The sequence below is a fragment of the Streptomyces sp. NPDC001852 genome (assembly GCF_042891825.1).
Lineage (GTDB): Bacteria > Actinomycetota > Actinomycetes > Streptomycetales > Streptomycetaceae > Streptomyces.
Map to the genome: position 1 here is coordinate 268,815 of NZ_JBIATN010000010.1, position 15,815 is coordinate 284,629.

Consider the following 15,815-nt stretch of genomic DNA (forward strand, 5'->3'; position numbering starts at 1 on the left):
ATGCGCGGGATTCGCCGACTCTGTGACCTGGGTCGCAAACCGCAGGTCAGCGTGAGTGCACTTAAGGGCGTATCGGACATTTCGCACTACGGTCTCGCGTCGTAGGTGACCTGCGTCATGTGGGGTGCTTCACCGTCCCGCTCACGTACCGGATACGACACCTCACCCAGCGGGACCGTTCGCTGTGCCGCCCGTCACGTGGCGGGGTCGTCGAATGTGACCGCGGTCTCGAAAGCGGCCCGCCGCGTGGCCCGGCGCAGCGCGCGCAGCACGGCAGGGCCGAGGAAGAGGGTCAGCACCACCGTGCACAGCGCCCGGCCGAGGTCCCAGCCCAGCGAGGTCGCCAGGCAGTAGGCGACGAAACGGGCCAGGTTGGCGGGGACGGAGGCATGGGCGTCGAAGGAGATGTTCGAGGCGGCGGCTCCCATGAACGGCCAGCCGGCCAGGTTCATGACCGTGCCGTAGGCGAAGGCGGCGAGGAAGCCGTAGACCGCGAGGAGCAGCAGTTCGGTCCGGCCGCGCAGCCGGACCGGGCCCGGGAGCAGCCCGGCGCCCATCGTGAACCAGCCCATCGACAGCATCTGGAACGGCAGCCACGGCCCCACCCCGCCCGTGAGCAGGGCGGAGGCGAACATCGTCACCGAGCCCAGGGCGAAGCCGAAGCCGGGGCCCAGCACCCGCCCGCTGAGCACCATCAGGAAGAACATCGGCTCGATCCCCGCCGTGCCCGCGCCGATCGGACGCAGCGCGGCCCCCGTCGCGGCGAGCACGCCCAGCATGGCCACGGCCTTCGGGCCGAGGTCGGACTCCGAGATCGTCGCCGCCACGACCGCGACCAGGAGGACGAGCAGGCCCGCGAAGAGCCAGGGCGCGTCCTGGGCGTGAGCGCTCAGCTGGGAGGCGGGCGGAGCGAGGAAGGGCCAGCCGAAGGCGACGACACCGACCGCGCCGGCCAGGGCCAGCGCGGCGAGCGAGCGGGGGCCGAGCCGGACGGCGTGCAGCCGGGCGGCGCTCGGGGGCCTCATGCGAGGGCCTCGCGCACCTGGGCGACGGTGAGCCACTGCTGCGGGGCGAGGATCTTCGTCACCTGCGGCGCGAAGGACGGCGAGGAGACGACGACGTGCGCGGTCGGCCCGTCGGCGATGACCTCCCCCTCGGCCAGCAGCACCACGCGGTGCGCGATCTCGGCCGCCAGCTCCACGTCATGCGTGGCCAGCACGATCGCGTGCCCCTCCGCGGCGAGGCCGCGCAGCACGGTCACCAGGCGGGCCTTGGCCGCGTAGTCCAGGCCGCGCGTCGGCTCGTCCAGCAACAGCAGGGGTGGCCGGGCGGTCAGTACGACGGCCAGGGCGAGCGCCAGACACTGCCCCTCGGACAGGTCACGGGGGTGGGTGTCGTCCGTGATCCCCGGCAACAGCTCGGAGACCAGCGCCCGGCAGGTCCCCGGCTCGGCTCCCGCGTCCCGGTCGGCCGCCGCGCACTCGTCGGCGACCGTGTCGGCGTAGAGGAGGTCCCGCGGTTCCTGGGGGACGAGGCCGACGCGGCGCACGAGGCCGGGGGGTGCGGTGCGGTGGGGTTCGACTCCGCCGACGGTGACGGTTCCTGTGGTGGGGGTCACCAGTCCGACCAGGGAGCCGAGCAGGGTGGACTTCCCGGCGCCGTTGCGGCCCATGAGGGCGATGGTCTCGCCGGGGGTGACGGTCAGGTCCATGTGGCGCAGGGCGGTGACGCGGTCGCGGCGGACGGAGAGGGAGTGGACTTCGGCGATGTGCGGTTGCGGGGCTTGCGTGTGGTGGGTGGCGGAGGAACGGCGACGGAACCGGAGACGGCGCCCGGTGCCGGTGTCGGCGGGGGGCCGGGCCGCTTGCCGGCGCCGGCCGGGCGCTGCTGCGTCCGCCCGTGCCGCCCCGGTGGCACGACTGCCCGCAGCTGCGGCGGCCAGGCGTTCTCGCAGGTCGCCTGCCGTGCGGCGGGCGTCTCGTACCGTCAGGGGAAGAGGGGACCAGCCGGCCAGGCGGCCCAGGGCGACCACCGGAGGGTGGACGGGGGACACCGCCATCACCTCGGGCGGGGTGCCGACGACCGGGAGTGCGGCGGGGCCGGGCAGCAGGACCATGCGGTCGGCGTAGTGGATCACGCGTTCCAGACGGTGCTCGGCCATCAGGATCGTCGTGCCGAGGTCGTGCACCAGGCGCTGGAGCACCGCCAGGACCTCCTCCGCCGCGGCCGGGTCCAGGGCCGAGGTCGGCTCGTCCAGGACCAGTACCCGCGGGTGCGGGGTGAGGACCGAGCCGATCGCGACCCGCTGCCGCTGGCCACCGGAGAGCGTGGCGATCGGACGGTCGCGCAGTCCTGCCAGGCCCAGCAGGTCGAGGGTCTCCTCGACCCGGCGCCGCATCACCTCCGGCGGAAGCCCCAACGACTCCATGCCGTAGGCGAGTTCGTCCTCCACGGTGTCGGTCACGAAGTGGGCGAGCGGATCCTGGCCCACCGTGCCGACCACGTCGGCGAGTTCGCGCGGCTTGTGGGTGCGGGTGTCCCGGCCATCCACCGTGACACGGCCGCGCAGGGTGCCGCCGGTGAAGTGCGGCACGAGACCGCTCACCGCGCCGAGCACGGTGGACTTGCCGACCCCGGACGGGCCGACGAGCAGCACGAGTTCACCCTCCGGCACCTCGAAGTCGACGCCCTGGACGGCCGGTTCGGCCGCACCGTCGTACGTCACGCTGACATCCTCGAAGCGGATCACGACGGCTCCTTGGGGTCCATGGGGTCCTTGGGGTCCTTGGGGACGACGAAGGCGGGCAGGAGGGCGAGGAGGATCGCCGCGGCGGGCCACAGGGGGAGGGTGGGGGCGACGAGGGGGACGACGCCCGGGTGCAGCCCGTCCGGGTCGTGGGCAGAGGCCAGACCGAGCAGCGCGGCGACCGCGGCGCCGGAGCCGGTGACCAGCCAGGCCCGTACGTCCCACCGGTCCGGCCGGTACCGGGTGCGCAGCGAACGCCGGCCGCCGAGGCGCAGCCCCGCGACGGCGGCGACGACACCGGCGAGCAGCAGCGGGATGCCGTAGGTGCCGCCCTCCGCGGTGAGCAGCCCGTACGTTCCCGCGCACACGCCGAGCAGGCCGCCGAGGGTGAGCGCGGCCGTCGTACGGCGGATGCGGTCGGGAACCTCGACGGTGCGGCCGTAGCCACGGGCCTCCATCGCGGCGGCGAGCGCGACCGAGCGCTCCAGCGCACCCTCCAGCACCGGCAGTCCGACCTGCAGCAGGCCCCGCAGGCCCCGGTCCGGGCGGCCGCGCAGCCGGCGGGCGGCGCGCAGCCGCTGGACGTCGGCGATCAGGTGCGGCGCGAAGGTGAGCGCGACGACCACGGCGACACCGGTCTCGTACAGGGCGCCGGGGAGGGACTTGAGGAGGCGGGTGGGGGCCGCGAGCGCGTTGGCCGCGCCGACACAGATCAGGAGGGTGGCCAGCTTGAGCCCGTCGTAGACGGCGAAGACGAGCGCCTCCGCCGTGACCTTTCCGCCCAGGCGGATGCCCTGCGCCCAGTGGGGGAGGGGGACCTCGGGGAGCGTGAGGAGGGCGTGGGTGCCGGGGATGGGGGAGCCCAGCGCCACCGCGAAGAGGAGGCGGATGAGGAGGACGGCGAGGGCGAGCCTGGCGAAGGCGGGGTAGGCGCGGGCGGTGGGGGTGTCGGTGCGGTGCGTCGCCACGACGTAGGCGGAGGCCGATATGAGGAGGGCGAGGAGGAGGGGGTTGGTGGTGCGGGTGGCGGCGGTGCCGAGGCTCAAGGCCCAGAGCCACCAGGCACCGGGGTGAACAGTGGCCCGGCGCCGGGGCTGGGCGGGGCCCCCAGCGGCACGACTGCCCGCAGCGGGCGCGGCGTCAGACGGATTCATTGCGTCGCCGTCGGGACTGCCACACCGCCGCGCCCGCCAGCACGGCCACCACTCCCGCGCCGATCGGCAGGTCCAGGGATGGTCCGCTCCCCGAACTACCGCTCTTTCCCGGCGATTTCCTGGGCGCAGACCCCGAAACCTGCTCCCCGCACCCCTGCTTCGGATACCCGGCGATCGCGCACAGCAGGGCGTTGGTGTCGTAGCGCAGAGGTGGGGCGACGGCCGCCAGGGCGTCGGCGGTCGTCGCGCCGGCCGGGATCCGCGCGCAGGCCGTGCGGCGGGCCGGCGGCGTCTCGCCGGACGGCGCGTCCGCGGGGGTGCCGAAGTCGAGGACGACGGCCACCCGCTCGGTACCGGACCTGGCGGGCGTGCCCGAACAGATCGTGCCGAAGTCCGCCGCCCCGCGCGGCCGGCTCGCGTCCGCCGAGTCCTCGCTCACCGCGAAGCGGAAGCCCTCCACCGCGCCGTCGCCGGGACGGGCGGTCGACGGGCCCTGCGTGGCGTACGTCCAGCGCCCGCCCGACCGCTCCCAGAAGGACCAGTAGCGATACCCGGCGGCCTGCGCCTGGCCCGCCCCGGCCAGCAGGACGAGCGCGGCGCACAGCAGGCCCGCGGTGCGGCGGACGGCCCTCACGGCCGGCGCTTCTTCCGGCCGCTGAGCAGGAAGCCGACGCCGATGCCCGCGACGAGGCAGACCCCGACGAACCACCAGACGCCGAAGACCGAACCACTCTCGGACTTCTCGGACTTCTCGGGCGTCGCGGCCTTCGTGCTCTCGTGCGCGGAGGAGTCCATGGCCGGCGCCGGGCCGAGCTCGTTGAGGGACCGGACCAGGCTGGTGCCGCCGAAGTCGCCGGGCTCGGCGCCGACCGCGTGCGCGGCGAGGATCAGCTGGGCGTACGCCGCAGGACCGCTCTGCGCCGCCCAGTGCCCGGCGTTCTTCTCCAGCCAGCCGTACGCCTTCTTCGCCTGCTCGGTCCGGCCGTCCGCGGCCAGCGCGACCACCGTGTCGGCGGTGTTGCCGAAGTCCGGCTGGTCCTTGGCGCCGGGCAGCGCGGACTGCAGGTGCCCGGTCCTGCCGACGGCTGCCGCGAGGTAGGCCCCGGCGTTGTCCGCGACCTGCGCCGGACGGTCGGCCCTGGTGCACGTGTCCTTGGCGGGCGCCTGGCCGGCCTCGGCCACGAACCCCTTGCCGAGGGCGCCGAGCACCCCGGCCGCCGTGGCGTCCGCGTTGGCGGCCAACGTGCCCTTCTTGTCCGGCTGGTAGGCGAGGGCACCGCCGCCGTCCTGGCCGCAGGGGAGGGACAGGGCGGCCAGCAGGTCGTAGGGGGACTTGCCCGCCTTCCGCACGGACGCGGGGTCCGTGCCCACCGCCGTCAGCGCGCCGATGACGACCGAGGTGGAGTTGGTGTCGCTCGCCCCACCGGGCGAGTATCCCCAGCCGCCGTCCTTGTTCTGCACGGACTTCAGCCAGGTCACCGCCTTTTCGACGGCGTCGTCGTGCCCGCCGGCCGCCTTCAGGGCCTGCACCGCGGCCGCGGTGCTGTTGGTGTCCACCATCACCTTGCCGTCGCAGGCCTTGGCGGGGACGGCGCGGAACGCGGCGAAGGCGCCGTTCGCGCACTGCTGGCCGGCGAGCCAGTCCACGGCCTTCGCCGCCGGCCGGTAGCCGAGGGTCCGCTGGGCGATGAGCGTCAGCGACTGGCGCCACACGCCGTCGTAGGTCGGGTCGGAGGTGCCGTACAGCCCGGACGGGATCGCGACCTTCGGCGAGGGGGACGGGGACTGGCCGGCGGCCGTGGCGGGCGCGGCGGCGGCCAGCACGCCTACGGCGGCGAGAGCCGCGGCACTGCGGCGGACGTTCATGGTCGGCGACTGCCTCTCCTGCGGGGAACCGGCAGCGCACGGGAGACACCCCGGGCGGCTCGGTTCCGTAAACCTCGACGGTGCCGTGCGCGGCGGACCGCCGACGCACGCGAGCCGGTCAACGTCCCGTGCGGGGCAGTCCGGCTCACCGCAGCAAGGCGGTTTACGGATGGGGGTCCCCCGGCTCGAGCGAAGCCGAGAGTTGGGGGAGGGTCGGCGCCGGAATTGCACCGGCTTCCCCCCGTACGGGTGTGATGACGACCCCGCCACTTTACCGGCCGCCCTGAGCGGCCTGAGGAGTGGATGTGCACACGCGGTTGCGGTGACTAGGGTCACGATCATGACAGAGACGGGGAGACTGCTGGGCTCCGGCCGCTCGGCCGACGTGTACGAGATCGACGACGCCTGGGTGTTGCGCCGGGACCGGGACGGCTGGGGGGACGCGGCCGCCGAGGGCGCCGTGATGGCGTACGTCCGGCAGCACGGCTATCCGGCACCCCGGGTACGGCCCACCGGCTCACGCACCGAGCTGGTGCTGGAGCGGCTGTCCGGGCCCACCCTGCTCGGCGCCCTCGGGGACGGGCGGGTCGGCGTGCAGGAGGCGGGCGCTCTGCTCGCCGACCTGCTGCGCCGGCTGCACGCCGTGCCCGGCCGGGACGCGGCGCGGCCGGAGGACCGGGTGCTGCACCTGGATCTGCATCCGGACAACGTGATGCTGACCCCGGACGGGCCCAGGGTGATCGACTGGTCCAACACCGAGGACGGCCATCCCGGGCTGGACTGGGGCATGTCGGCGGTGATCCTCGCCCAGGTCGCCGTGGATGACGCGCCCCTCGCCGGTCCGGCCCACGCCCTGCTCTCCGCGCTGCTGGCCGACCCCTGCGAACTGACCGAGTCCGGCCTGGCCGAGGCCCGCAGGCGCCGGGCGGCCAACCCGACGATGAGCCGGCGGGAGATCGAACTGCTGGGCCCGGCGGAGGAGTTGATCAGGAAGCTGGCCTTCCGTTGAGTCCGCCGCCGGCCGTCGGGGTCGGGCCGCCGAAGGGCAGGTGCAGGGTGCGGGAGGCGATCAGCCACGTGCCGTCGACCCGGCGGAAGGTGTCCTCGTAGTGCCCCACCTGGACGGGCGGTCCGGCGGGAACGGGGGCGCCGCCTCCCTCGTACCCGTCGACGCGGTACGTCGTGAAGTACGAGGTGGCGCTCGCCGAGTCCGGGCCGGTGACGGTGACCAGCACATTGGACATCAGACGGCGGGAGAGCCGGTCGGCGGGGCGGGAGCCGAAGTACGCGCGCAGCGCCTCCCGGCCCTCGATCCGGCGCCCGTCCCCCGGCGGAGGCCACTCCCAGACGCCGTCCTCGGTGAACAGGTCGGCCACGTCGGCCGGTTCACCGAGGTCGAGGCGGCGGACGAAGTGCAGGATGACGTGTTCACAGGCGTGCTGGGCGAGAAGTGCCTCGACGAGGTCCATGAGTCTGTGTAACAGAGGCGCTGCGCACAAGGCGACTCGTTCGGACCGCTTCACACCGCTGGACCGCTTCACACCGCCACGTAGGCCACCGGCTCGCTCCCCGCCACCGGCTCCGCCCGGCCCTGCTTCACCAGGCGGCGCAGATGGGACTCGGCCTCCGAGACGGCGATGTTCCGGGAGCCGTAGGGGATCTCGGCCCAAGGGCGGTTCCACTCCATGCGCTCGGCCAGCTGCCACGGCGTGAGCGGCTCGGCGAGCAGCGCGAGCAGGCCGGCCAGCCGCTCCTCGTGGTGGGCGAGCAACTCCCGTACCCGGCCCGGAGCGTCGGTGAAGGCGTGCTGGTGTGCGGGGAGCACCTCGGCGGGTGCGAGGCGGCCGATCCGCTCCAGGGAGTCGAGGTAGTCGCCGAGCGGGTCGGTGACCGTCGCGTCGTCGGGGTCCTCGTACAGGCCGATGTGCGGGGTGATCCGCGGGAGGAGGTGGTCGCCGCTGAACAGCCGCCCATGACCGGGAAGTTGCCGGTCGGGGTGCTGCTCCTCCAGGTGCAGGCAGACGTGGCCGGGTGTGTGGCCCGGGGTCCAGATCGCGCGCAGTCTGCGTCCGGGCAGGTCGAGGAGCTCGCCGGGGACGATCTCCCGGTCCGGGAGGGCGGGGGAGAGGCCGGGCAGGGCGCGGGGGCTGCGCAGCGGCGCCAGGTGCTCCTCCGGGGCGCCCGCGGCCGCGAGTTTGGCGCTCATGTAGGTGAACCAGCGCTCCGGCCGGGCCTCCTGGGTGCGCCGCACGACCGCGGTGTCGGCGGCGTGCATCGCGACCCAGGCGCCGGAGGCCTCGCGCACCCTGGCCGACAGGCCGTGGTGGTCCGGGTGGTGATGCGTGACGACGACGCCGTACACCTCCGCCACCGCCGTACCGCACGCGGCCAGTCCCGCCACGAGCGTGTCCCAGGACGCCGGGTCGTCCCACCCGGTGTCGACCAGCACCGGGCCGCGGTCGGTCGCCACGACGTAGACCAGCGTGTGACCGAGGGGGTTGTCCGGAATGGGCACCGCCACGGACCATACGCCCCCACCGTGCTCGAACGTCCTCACCATCACCCTCCACCCCTCCACCCGCCGGCCTGTGGCCATTGCCCACTATAACTAGAACTGGTTTCAATGGGTGTCCACGTCATCTGACGCGGTTGGCCGTTGGGCTGACCTGCACTGATGTGCGTGCTACCTGTCGTTGCTTGTCGACGTTGGTCACTGCCGGACGGCCCAGAGACGGCCCGAGCCGCGCGAACTGGCACCCTAGAAGCAACGGTTCGGGGCTCGTCTCAGGGCGGGGCAGCTGACTATTCGGAGCCTCAAATCTTGCTCTGCAAAGCGGCTACCAGCCCTTCCGGCGACCAACCCGAGGACATGCTGCTGAGCATGACGCCGAAGACCAAGCGCATCGCGCTCACAGGCTGCCTCACCCTGTTGGTGGTGGGCTACGGGCTGCTCCTCTGGCACGGTCCATGGTGGATCGATGGTTCGCATCTTCGCCGGAAGAATCTCGAACCAGCAGACGGCGTCGTCATTACAGGATTTCGCACGATGCTGGTCGCGCTCGGGGCAGGTGCCGTGGCAGCGTGCGGCCTTTACTACACGCACAAGAATCACCGACACACCGAAATGATGTTTCAGCATACGCGAGCGAAAGATAGGGAGCAGTCGGAAATAGCCCGAGAGGGTCAAGTCACAGAGAGATACGTGCAGGCTATTAAGCTCCTCGGTTCTGAAAGCCTGACGGAACGACTTGGAGGAATCTACTCGCTTGAACGCATCATGCGGGATAGTGAGAAGGATCACTCGACAGTTGTGGAGGTGCTGGCAGCTTTCATTCGACAGAGGTCAGAGCCCACAGAGGACAATATTTTTAGCAAGCCCGTGCCCTACCTCAGCGAGGACGTTCAAGCTGCCATTTCAGTTCTCGGACGCCGTCCACACTTCGATAAGGGATCAATTCTCAATCTAGATGTGCGCCGAGTCCTTAACAATCGTTTTCACGGAGCGATGCTACACAGGGTGGAGCTAGCCGGAGCACACTTGAGCGGCGCACGCCTCTCATATGCGAACCTAACGCTTGCCAATTTCAACGAAGCAGATTTGCGAGGCATTGAACTGTTGGGCGCGAAATGCGCCAAAGTCAGCTTCAGAAGGGCTAATCTGCAAGGCGCGAACTTGAGTACAGCCCTTCTGGCTGATGCCGACTTCACAGGAGCCAACCTGACGGGAGCAAATCTCTCTGGTGCTGATCTCAAAAACGCTACGTTCCTAGGAGCTGGTCTGACGGGAGCGAATCTTATGTTCGCCGATCTCACAGCCGCAGACTTCACGCACGAGCGGTTTGGGTACTGGACACCCTCGTCGGACACCGCCAAAGACAAGGACCTCCCCGAAGCGCACGGGTTGACTGTAGAGCAACTTGCCGACGCATTTGTCTATCGCAGCACAGAACTTCCGGCACATCTGGCCTCTGATCCGCGCGTGCAAGAGGTCATTGAGAAATGCGAAGCGGATCGCGCGAAAGCCGCCAAGCCTGAGTGATGCGGCCGATGTGCAAAAGATCCGTGAGGGGGTCTCGGGTTCCTACAGGTCCGGCCGATGTCAGAGCGGCGAAGCGGTATGCGCTCGCTGGCACGATGGTCTTGTTTGCTGGAGGTCGCAACGGACCCCTGCCTAGCCGTGGAGCCGACCGCCCCAGCCACAGCGGGGGTTTTCCTACCTTCGCCCGCATGCACGCAGCGCGCCGCCGGGCGGACGCCGCTGGCGAAGACAGGGCGGCGGCCCCGCCGACAAGGCGGCGCGCGCCCGCGCCGTGCGCGGGCCTTGATGAGGCGGAGAAGGTCCCATCAAGCTGACGGGGCACCATGGGAAGCTGGGGTAGGACGATTGGCTGACCGAGAGGGAGAGCGCGTGGCAGAACAGGCCAGCCCCCGGGGTACCTACCTGAAGATCGCCGATGCGCTGAAGGCCCGCATCGAGGCAGACCCGGGCATGACGGAGCTCCCGTCTGCTGCTGATCTCGTGCGCGACTACAAGATCTCGCGGGGAGTCGCCCTGCGCGCCTTCGGCGTACTCCAGCGCGATGGCGTCGCTGAATCGGTGCCCGGTGGGCGGTGGCGTGTCGTGCGAGCGGGCGAGTCGGCCGACCGGCGCCCGTTGGACGAACGGATCGCGGCGATCATCACGGATGAAGGGCTCGAAGCGGGGGCAGCCTTCCCCAGCGCTTCCGTCCTGGCCGCCCGGTTCGGGGTGTCACGGCCCACCGTGACCAAGGCTCTCGACAAGTTGGAGGCGGCCGGCGTGCTGGCCGGTGGTGGGCAAGGCAGGGTGCGGACGGTCCGCGCCGCGCCGATTCGAGAGGAGCGTTCGTAGCTTGTCGAAGCTGACGGAGTGGGCCTACCCCCTCGCCGAGTCGCTGCTTGCCGAGCCGCTGCCCCGGCGCTGGCAACACTGCTTGGGGGTCGCCGAGCGGGCCCGTACGATCGCTCCCGTCCTGGGTGAGGATGCCGATCTGCTTGAAGCGGCGGCAGTCCTCCACGACATCGGGTACGCCCCCAACCTTGCCAAGACCGGCTTTCACCCGCTCGACGGCGCTCGCTACCTTCGCGACATCGCCGATGCCGACGAACGGGTCGTGAACCTCGTAGCCCACCACTCGTGCGCGTGGATGGAGGCAGAAGCCCGCGGCCTGCATGACGAGCTGGTGGGTGAGTTCCCTCGTGAGAGCGCGCACTTGAACGACGCGCTCTGCTACTGCGACATGAACACCACGCCGGATGGAACGCCCACGAACCCGATCGACCGAGTCAACGAGATCGCAGGGCGCTACGGCCCGGACAGCCTCATCGGCACGTTCATCCGCCGTGCGGAACCGGAGATTCTTGCGAGCACATCGCGCGTGCTCGAACGTGTCGCCGCCGCCAAGCGTCAGCCGATGTAGGGGGTCGTACGCGTCCGGTCCATGGCGTGCTCGATGCGGAGTCGCATGGTGGGGTGGACGTCCAGGTCACGCAGGTCCGCCGGGTCTACCCAGCGGACCTGAGTCGTCTCGTTGCTCGTACGCAGCTCACCGCCGACCGGCCGCGCGCGGAAGCAGATGCTGAACTGCTGGCGCACTTCCCCGTCGTCGTACTTCATGACGTGGCCGGGGTCGGTGTAGATCCCGGACATGCCGATGACCTCGGCCTTGATGCCGGTCTCTTCCCAGACCTCACGCACCACGGTGTCACTGATGGACTCCCCGACGTCGTGGCCACCGCCCGGCAGTGCCCAACGCCCGTTGTCGGAGCGCTGAATCATGAGCACCTGTCCCGCATCGTTCTGCACGAACGCAACGACCGACGGTACGACCGAGTTGGCCGGCGGGGCGTCGGGGTCGTGAAGGTAGTCAATGCGTCCCATGCTCAGGCTCCCGTGATGTCTTGGTCCGTGACCTGGCGAGCGCCTCCCCAGGTCTGTTCGATGCTATTCGCGTAGGTGTCGAACAGACCGCCGCCCGGCATGCGTCGCAGGTGGAAGACCGGTGCCATGTAGGCGCCGATGCCGTAGACGTGTGGGTTCACGAGCATCTCGTCATCGGACCGGTAGATCGAGTTGTAGAGCGTCGTCGCGTGAAGCCGGAACCCGACTTCGGGGTGACTCTCCATGAGAGGCCGGTAGTTCACCAGCGCGTTCCGAATCTTGCCGTCCATGATCCGGTGTCCCTCATCGATGCCACGCTGCCGGACGGCCTCACAGTCCGGATCCCCGAGCAGGATCCGCACCTGGGTGGATCCCTCGACCTTCTTCTTCACGAGGTCCAGGAACAAGGGGTCTTCGGACAGGAAGAGCCCCGAGTAGACGAGAACATCGAGGTTCCTTTCCGCCCTCTCGTACAGCTCACGCCAGAGACCCGGCGGCACGGTGTGCCGGTGGGGATAGACAGCGACTATCTCGGCTTTCGTCATGTCCGTTGCGCTGTCGACATTGCGGCCGTCGTCCCACAGCGCCGTGACATCGACCTTCAGTACGGAGGCAGTCGCGTACTGATGGCGCCGGTACGGCACCTTCCCCTGTGTGATCCAGCGCTCGACCGTCTTCGGGTTGACCTGGATGGCCTCTGCCAAGTCCTGAACAGTCATGTTCCGGGCCAACATGGCGGACCGCAAACGCTCGTTGGGCATCCATCCCCCAAGGGACATCTAGGGAGCTCTTGACGGCAGCAGGGAGCTCTTGACGGTAACCACAACTCCCTGCGCTGTCCACGTAGGGGGTGACCAACTCCCCTGACCTGCGGCGACTGATGGTGCGCCAAGAAGCCCCGGCGCCAAAGCCAAGACGGTCCGTGCCGGTACTTGACGGACCCCCATGCAGTACCTGTAAAACAGGTACTGCATGACGCCCGGAGGGCCCCGCGAAACGGGCTCGAAGGAAGCGAGTGATCTTTGAGAACTTCACACAGGGAACTGCCGGTAACCCGTGGTCCGCCTGCCCGAAGGGGTCGGAAACAAGGCGGAGAAGACCGGCGTGCCCCGTACGGCAACCCGACCGGTTCAAGTCCGGTCCGGGGCGCTACGGCCCGCTGAGTACAAGGGCCGCACCACGCATGACGCGTGACTTTCTCCCGTAACGGCACGCACCCCCGGAGGGGCAACTCCGGGGGTGCATTCGGGCCGCTCACCCTGAGAGGAACACGACCCAATGGAGCACATCGTCACTGTTCAGGACGCTGTTACCGCGTTCGCCGACTTCATGGAGCCGACGGATGCGGAGCTGGACGCGATCGAGCAGGAGATGCCGCTGATCCTCGCGGACGTTGACCTGTTGGATGCGCAGATCATCACCTTGGACCGCACGCCGAGTGAGCTGGACGCTCGCCGGATCCGGCGGGCCCGCCGCCGGGTGCTGGCGGAGCGGGCGGCGCTGGCGAACCGCACGGCCACGGTGAGCCTGCCGGGCGGTGCGGCATGAGCACTACTACCGGACAGAGCCTGACGGCCGCGCACGCCGAGGTGAAGGCGGAGATCGCGCGGACCGACAGCAAGACGAGTCTTCTGCTGGCGTTCGTCGGTGCGGTGTTGGCCGGTGCGTGGAGCGTCGGCCACGGCATGACGCTCACCCGCCCCGCCCTCATCGTCGGCGGCGCCGGCATGTGGCTGCTGCTGGTGGCGGCCGGGCTGCTGCTGCGGTCGGTCCGGCCGAACCTGGGTGGCCGGCACGGCTTCCCGCTGTGGGCCACCCTCACCCCGCAGCAGATCACCGATGCTCTCTCGCAGGATCTGGCTGCCGACATAGCAGGGCTGTCCCGTCTGGCGGTCGCCAAGTTCACCTGCCTGCGCCGCGCTGTCGACCTGACTCTGACCGGCGGCGCCCTGCTGGTCCTGGCCGCTGTGCTGGCGTTCGGGGGTGCGGCATGAGGGCCAAGACCGCGTTGCCCGCCGTTGCGATGACGGCGGTGTCCATGGTCCTCACTCTGGCCGTGGTCGTGATGTGGCTCGGGCAGTTGGTGCCGTGGCTGGTCGCGCTGGTCGTCGGTCTCGGGATCGACGGCGGCTGGCTGGCCACCCTCGCCTATGAGCGCCGTCTGGCCGCGCAGGGCGACCACAGCAACGTCGTGACCGGTGTCGGCTGGGCCTTTGGTCTCATCGCGGCCGGCGTCCTGGTGGCGCACGCGCTGCTGATCGCCGACGGCTCTACGGCCGCGTGGCTGGCTGTGGCCTGGCTGCCCGTTGCGGCGAAGGCGCTGTGGCTGGTGCACGGGCTGTGGGAGCGCACCGCGCTCACCCCGGTCGCGCTGGAGTCCATCCGGGGTATCCAGCAGGAAGCCCGCGACAGGGCGGCCGTCGACCGCGCCCGGCTGCGGGCGGAAGCCGTCACCGAGGAGATGCGGCTGACGGCGGTGACCGGGGCCGGTGCCCGCGTCGCCCGCGTCCAGGCGAAGACCGCCAAGACCCTTTCCGGGGCGTGGTCGCAGTTGGAGCGGGTGCGTGCCGGTGAGGACACCGGCCGGGCCCTGGCCAGCGTCGCAAGCCGCCCCGCACCGGGTGCTGCGCCGTGCTGGGAGCTCCCGGTGTGGGGCCCGATCGAGCCGGTACCGTCGATCCCCTCGATCGACCCGGCCTACGACATCCCCGTGAATGCGGAGGAATCGACTCAGATCGAGAGGATTCGGTCTACGGCTGACCAGCCGGAATCGACCCCGCTCGCGGTGACGCTGACCCGGCTTCCGATGCCCGATCCGGTCCCGGCCGACGCGGGCAAGTCGAGTCTTCCGCTCAAGCCCGTTCCGGCCCTGCTCGCCTCCACCGGATCGACCCCGCCGGTGTCGACTCGATCGGGGCGGCCGGTCGCGGCCGAGTCGACCGGCCCGACCGGGCGGGTCACGTTCCGGGTGCCGGAGTCGGCGAAGACCCCGCGTGTGAAGCGCACCCCGGAACAGCTCCTTAACGAGGCGCGGACCCTGACGGCCGACTGGCCGCAGTCCCACATCACCGGGGAGCGGATCCGCCGGGAACTGCACGTCTCCCCGGCCCGCGCCCGCACGCTGCGGGATGCGCTTCTGGCTGAGCGGTCCGGGTGATGGGGGCGCTGCCGGTGTTCCGGTGGCGCCTGGCCCCGGACGGATACGCCACCTACCGCCAACTCCGTGCGCGCGGCCTGCGCCCGGGTGGCCAGGACGTGGCCGCGCAGCTCGAACGCCCGCGCCGCCGACGGCCGCCGCTGGTCGCCTACCTGTACCGCATCGACCTCGCCAAACCGGTCCGACCCATGACCCAGGCCAGGTGGGCGGCCCTGGCCAAGGCCAACGCCGCCCGCCGAATCTGCCCCGCCTGCCGCCGGGACGCCGGATACGTCATCCCCGCCTCGCTCGGCATGTGCGTGCCGTGTGCCTACCCCGAAGGAGCCTGCGATGGAATCGCTGCCTGAGGTGCCCCGCGTCGTTCAGCTCCCGGACGGCACCTACGCCTACACCGACCATTTGCCCGCCCCGCCACAGCAGTACAGCGGCCCGCAGGTCATCCACCAGCACGTGCACCAGGCGCCGCCGGACCGCACCGTTCAGCGCATCGCGCTCGGCTCCGGCGTCGGTGCCGGCGCGGTGGCGGCCGGGGTCTACTTCGGCCCGCTGCTGGTCGGCGTGCTCACCGCCATGGCCGCCAACCTCGCCCTGATCGCGTTCATCGCGGCCGTGTGCGCCTGGGGTGTCGTGACCGTCGTCCGCTCGGTGGGCGGCGAGGACGGCAAGCGCGCCGCTGCCAACGTGCGCCGCGCCCGCGGCCGTCGCTGACGGTTGCCTGCGGCCCCGGACGTACGCGCCTGGGGCTGTGGGGAGCCGGACAGACCGGCCCGGAACGGAGATGCAGCCGTGAGCAGCAACCAGCCCCGCCTCACCGCCGGCGAGAAGGCCCAGCTCGCCTGGTACGTCGCCCGGATGGCCAAGCGCGGACTCGCCGACGACCGCCAGTACGGCGGCCGGGTCGACCAGAGCGACCTGCAGCGCAAGTTCGACCGCGTCATCGCGCAGGCCCGCAAGCGCGAGGAGCGCGCCAAGAACAGCAAGAACGCCAAGTAA

The 15,815-nt window shown here is 70.8% G+C and carries 18 protein-coding genes and 1 pseudogene; 10 read left to right on the plus strand and 9 right to left on the minus strand.

Annotation, left to right across the window (positions count from 1 at the left end):
• Positions 1-194: 194 nt before the first annotated feature.
• The 5 genes from ACFYZB_RS19785 to ACFYZB_RS19805 are packed head-to-tail and all read right to left on the minus strand — an operon-like array spanning position 195 to position 5,766.
• Entirely contained in the window at positions 195-1,025 is an 831-nt protein-coding gene (locus ACFYZB_RS19785; protein WP_388760018.1) for an ECF transporter S component, read from the minus strand.
• A complete protein-coding gene (locus ACFYZB_RS19790) occupies positions 1,022-2,749 on the minus strand; it encodes an ABC transporter ATP-binding protein (RefSeq protein ID WP_388760021.1) in 1,728 nt (575 codons plus the stop codon). Before ACFYZB_RS19790 ends, ACFYZB_RS19785 begins: the two co-directional genes overlap by 4 nt.
• Positions 2,746-3,900 carry a CbiQ family ECF transporter T component gene (locus ACFYZB_RS19795; protein WP_388760024.1) on the minus strand — a complete coding sequence of 385 codons (1,155 nt, stop codon included), beginning with the start codon at positions 3,898-3,900 and terminating at the stop codon, positions 2,746-2,748. The genes ACFYZB_RS19790 and ACFYZB_RS19795 overlap by 4 nt, the downstream gene beginning before the upstream one ends.
• On the minus strand, positions 3,887-4,534 hold the full coding sequence (locus tag ACFYZB_RS19800) for an SCO2322 family protein (protein WP_388760027.1): 648 nt from the start codon (positions 4,532-4,534) through the stop codon (positions 3,887-3,889). Before ACFYZB_RS19800 ends, ACFYZB_RS19795 begins: the two co-directional genes overlap by 14 nt.
• Entirely contained in the window at positions 4,531-5,766 is a 1,236-nt protein-coding gene (locus ACFYZB_RS19805) for a prenyltransferase/squalene oxidase repeat-containing protein (RefSeq protein ID WP_388760030.1), read from the minus strand. Before ACFYZB_RS19805 ends, ACFYZB_RS19800 begins: the two co-directional genes overlap by 4 nt.
• Before the next feature lie 340 nt (positions 5,767-6,106).
• Between ACFYZB_RS19805 and ACFYZB_RS19810 the strand changes: the two genes are divergently transcribed.
• On the plus strand, positions 6,107-6,775 hold the full coding sequence (locus ACFYZB_RS19810) for a phosphotransferase (RefSeq protein WP_388760033.1): 669 nt from the start codon (positions 6,107-6,109) through the stop codon (positions 6,773-6,775).
• Here the strand turns inward: ACFYZB_RS19810 and ACFYZB_RS19815 are convergent.
• Positions 6,753-7,235, minus strand: a complete 483-nt coding sequence (locus ACFYZB_RS19815; protein WP_388760036.1) for a nuclear transport factor 2 family protein — start codon at positions 7,233-7,235, stop codon at positions 6,753-6,755. The two genes, ACFYZB_RS19810 and ACFYZB_RS19815, sit on opposite strands and share 23 nt — an antisense overlap.
• 68 nt (positions 7,236-7,303) lie before the next feature.
• Complete coding sequence (locus ACFYZB_RS19820; RefSeq protein WP_388760039.1) at positions 7,304-8,326, minus strand: MBL fold metallo-hydrolase; 1,023 nt, start codon at positions 8,324-8,326, stop codon at positions 7,304-7,306.
• A gap of 321 nt (positions 8,327-8,647) precedes the next feature.
• Here ACFYZB_RS19820 and ACFYZB_RS19825 point away from each other — a divergent pair, with 321 nt between their 5' ends.
• The 3 genes from ACFYZB_RS19825 to ACFYZB_RS19835 all read left to right on the plus strand — a co-directional run bounded on the left by ACFYZB_RS19825 (position 8,648) and on the right by ACFYZB_RS19835 (position 11,204).
• Positions 8,648-9,805 (plus strand): pentapeptide repeat-containing protein, encoded by a 1,158-nt coding sequence (locus ACFYZB_RS19825; RefSeq protein WP_388760042.1) that lies wholly within the window; start codon positions 8,648-8,650, stop codon positions 9,803-9,805.
• A 369-nt stretch (positions 9,806-10,174) separates the two neighbouring features.
• Complete coding sequence (locus tag ACFYZB_RS19830) at positions 10,175-10,636, plus strand: GntR family transcriptional regulator (protein WP_388760045.1); 462 nt, start codon at positions 10,175-10,177, stop codon at positions 10,634-10,636.
• Position 10,637: 1 nt separating this feature from the next.
• The gene (locus tag ACFYZB_RS19835; RefSeq protein WP_388760048.1) at positions 10,638-11,204 is read left to right on the plus strand and encodes an HD domain-containing protein; all 567 of its coding nucleotides are present in this window, start codon (positions 10,638-10,640) and stop codon (positions 11,202-11,204) included.
• On the opposite strand, the gene ACFYZB_RS19840 is transcribed toward ACFYZB_RS19835, so the two are convergent.
• Together ACFYZB_RS19840 and ACFYZB_RS19845 are read right to left on the minus strand one after the other, a co-directional pair.
• Positions 11,192-11,665: an NUDIX domain-containing protein gene (locus ACFYZB_RS19840; protein ID WP_388760050.1), complete on the minus strand. Its 474-nt coding sequence runs from the start codon at positions 11,663-11,665 to the stop codon at positions 11,192-11,194. The genes ACFYZB_RS19835 and ACFYZB_RS19840 overlap by 13 nt on opposite strands.
• Before the next feature lie 2 nt (positions 11,666-11,667).
• Positions 11,668-12,384, minus strand: coding sequence for a helix-turn-helix domain-containing protein (locus ACFYZB_RS19845; RefSeq protein ID WP_388760052.1), 717 nt, complete (start codon positions 12,382-12,384; stop codon positions 11,668-11,670).
• A gap of 559 nt (positions 12,385-12,943) precedes the next feature.
• On the opposite strand from ACFYZB_RS19845, the gene ACFYZB_RS19850 reads away from it, so the two are divergent.
• The 6 genes and pseudogenes from ACFYZB_RS19850 to ACFYZB_RS19875 all read left to right on the plus strand — a co-directional run bounded on the left by ACFYZB_RS19850 (position 12,944) and on the right by ACFYZB_RS19875 (position 15,815).
• Positions 12,944-13,213 (plus strand): DUF6284 family protein, encoded by a 270-nt coding sequence (locus ACFYZB_RS19850; protein WP_388760054.1) that lies wholly within the window; start codon positions 12,944-12,946, stop codon positions 13,211-13,213.
• Complete coding sequence (locus tag ACFYZB_RS19855) at positions 13,210-13,659, plus strand: Pycsar system effector family protein (protein ID WP_388760057.1); 450 nt, start codon at positions 13,210-13,212, stop codon at positions 13,657-13,659. The genes ACFYZB_RS19850 and ACFYZB_RS19855 overlap by 4 nt, the downstream gene beginning before the upstream one ends.
• A pseudogene (locus ACFYZB_RS19860) lies at positions 13,656-14,343 on the plus strand (protein spdB); the annotation flags it as partial. The gene ACFYZB_RS19855 and the pseudogene ACFYZB_RS19860, both read left to right, overlap by 4 nt.
• A gap of 478 nt (positions 14,344-14,821) precedes the next feature.
• Positions 14,822-15,169: an RRQRL motif-containing zinc-binding protein gene (locus ACFYZB_RS19865; protein ID WP_388760060.1), complete on the plus strand. Its 348-nt coding sequence runs from the start codon at positions 14,822-14,824 to the stop codon at positions 15,167-15,169.
• Entirely contained in the window at positions 15,153-15,530 is a 378-nt protein-coding gene (locus tag ACFYZB_RS19870; protein ID WP_388760063.1) for a DUF6251 family protein, read from the plus strand. Before ACFYZB_RS19865 ends, ACFYZB_RS19870 begins: the two co-directional genes overlap by 17 nt.
• A 78-nt stretch (positions 15,531-15,608) precedes the next feature.
• Positions 15,609-15,815, plus strand: coding sequence for a DUF6257 family protein (locus ACFYZB_RS19875; protein WP_388760066.1), 207 nt, complete (start codon positions 15,609-15,611; stop codon positions 15,813-15,815).

What these genes read in the sequence shown, in the direction of transcription:
- ACFYZB_RS19785 (WP_388760018.1), bottom strand. Translation starts at nt 1,025, where the DNA reads ATGAGGCCCCCGAGCGCCGCCCGGCTGCACGCCGTCCGGCTCGGCCCC.
- ACFYZB_RS19795 (WP_388760024.1), bottom strand. Translation starts at nt 3,900, where the DNA reads ATGAATCCGTCTGACGCCGCGCCCGCTGCGGGCAGTCGTGCCGCTGGG.
- ACFYZB_RS19805 (WP_388760030.1), bottom strand. Translation starts at nt 5,766, where the DNA reads ATGAACGTCCGCCGCAGTGCCGCGGCTCTCGCCGCCGTAGGCGTGCTG.
- ACFYZB_RS19810 (WP_388760033.1), top strand. Translation starts at nt 6,107, where the DNA reads ATGACAGAGACGGGGAGACTGCTGGGCTCCGGCCGCTCGGCCGACGTG.
- ACFYZB_RS19815 (WP_388760036.1), bottom strand. Translation starts at nt 7,235, where the DNA reads ATGGACCTCGTCGAGGCACTTCTCGCCCAGCACGCCTGTGAACACGTC.
- ACFYZB_RS19820 (WP_388760039.1), bottom strand. Translation starts at nt 8,326, where the DNA reads ATGGTGAGGACGTTCGAGCACGGTGGGGGCGTATGGTCCGTGGCGGTG.
- ACFYZB_RS19825 (WP_388760042.1), top strand. Translation starts at nt 8,648, where the DNA reads ATGACGCCGAAGACCAAGCGCATCGCGCTCACAGGCTGCCTCACCCTG.
- ACFYZB_RS19840 (WP_388760050.1), bottom strand. Translation starts at nt 11,665, where the DNA reads ATGGGACGCATTGACTACCTTCACGACCCCGACGCCCCGCCGGCCAAC.
- ACFYZB_RS19845 (WP_388760052.1), bottom strand. Translation starts at nt 12,384, where the DNA reads ATGACTGTTCAGGACTTGGCAGAGGCCATCCAGGTCAACCCGAAGACG.
- ACFYZB_RS19850 (WP_388760054.1), top strand. Translation starts at nt 12,944, where the DNA reads ATGGAGCACATCGTCACTGTTCAGGACGCTGTTACCGCGTTCGCCGAC.
- ACFYZB_RS19855 (WP_388760057.1), top strand. Translation starts at nt 13,210, where the DNA reads ATGAGCACTACTACCGGACAGAGCCTGACGGCCGCGCACGCCGAGGTG.
- ACFYZB_RS19865 (WP_388760060.1), top strand. Translation starts at nt 14,822, where the DNA reads ATGGGGGCGCTGCCGGTGTTCCGGTGGCGCCTGGCCCCGGACGGATAC.
- ACFYZB_RS19870 (WP_388760063.1), top strand. Translation starts at nt 15,153, where the DNA reads ATGGAATCGCTGCCTGAGGTGCCCCGCGTCGTTCAGCTCCCGGACGGC.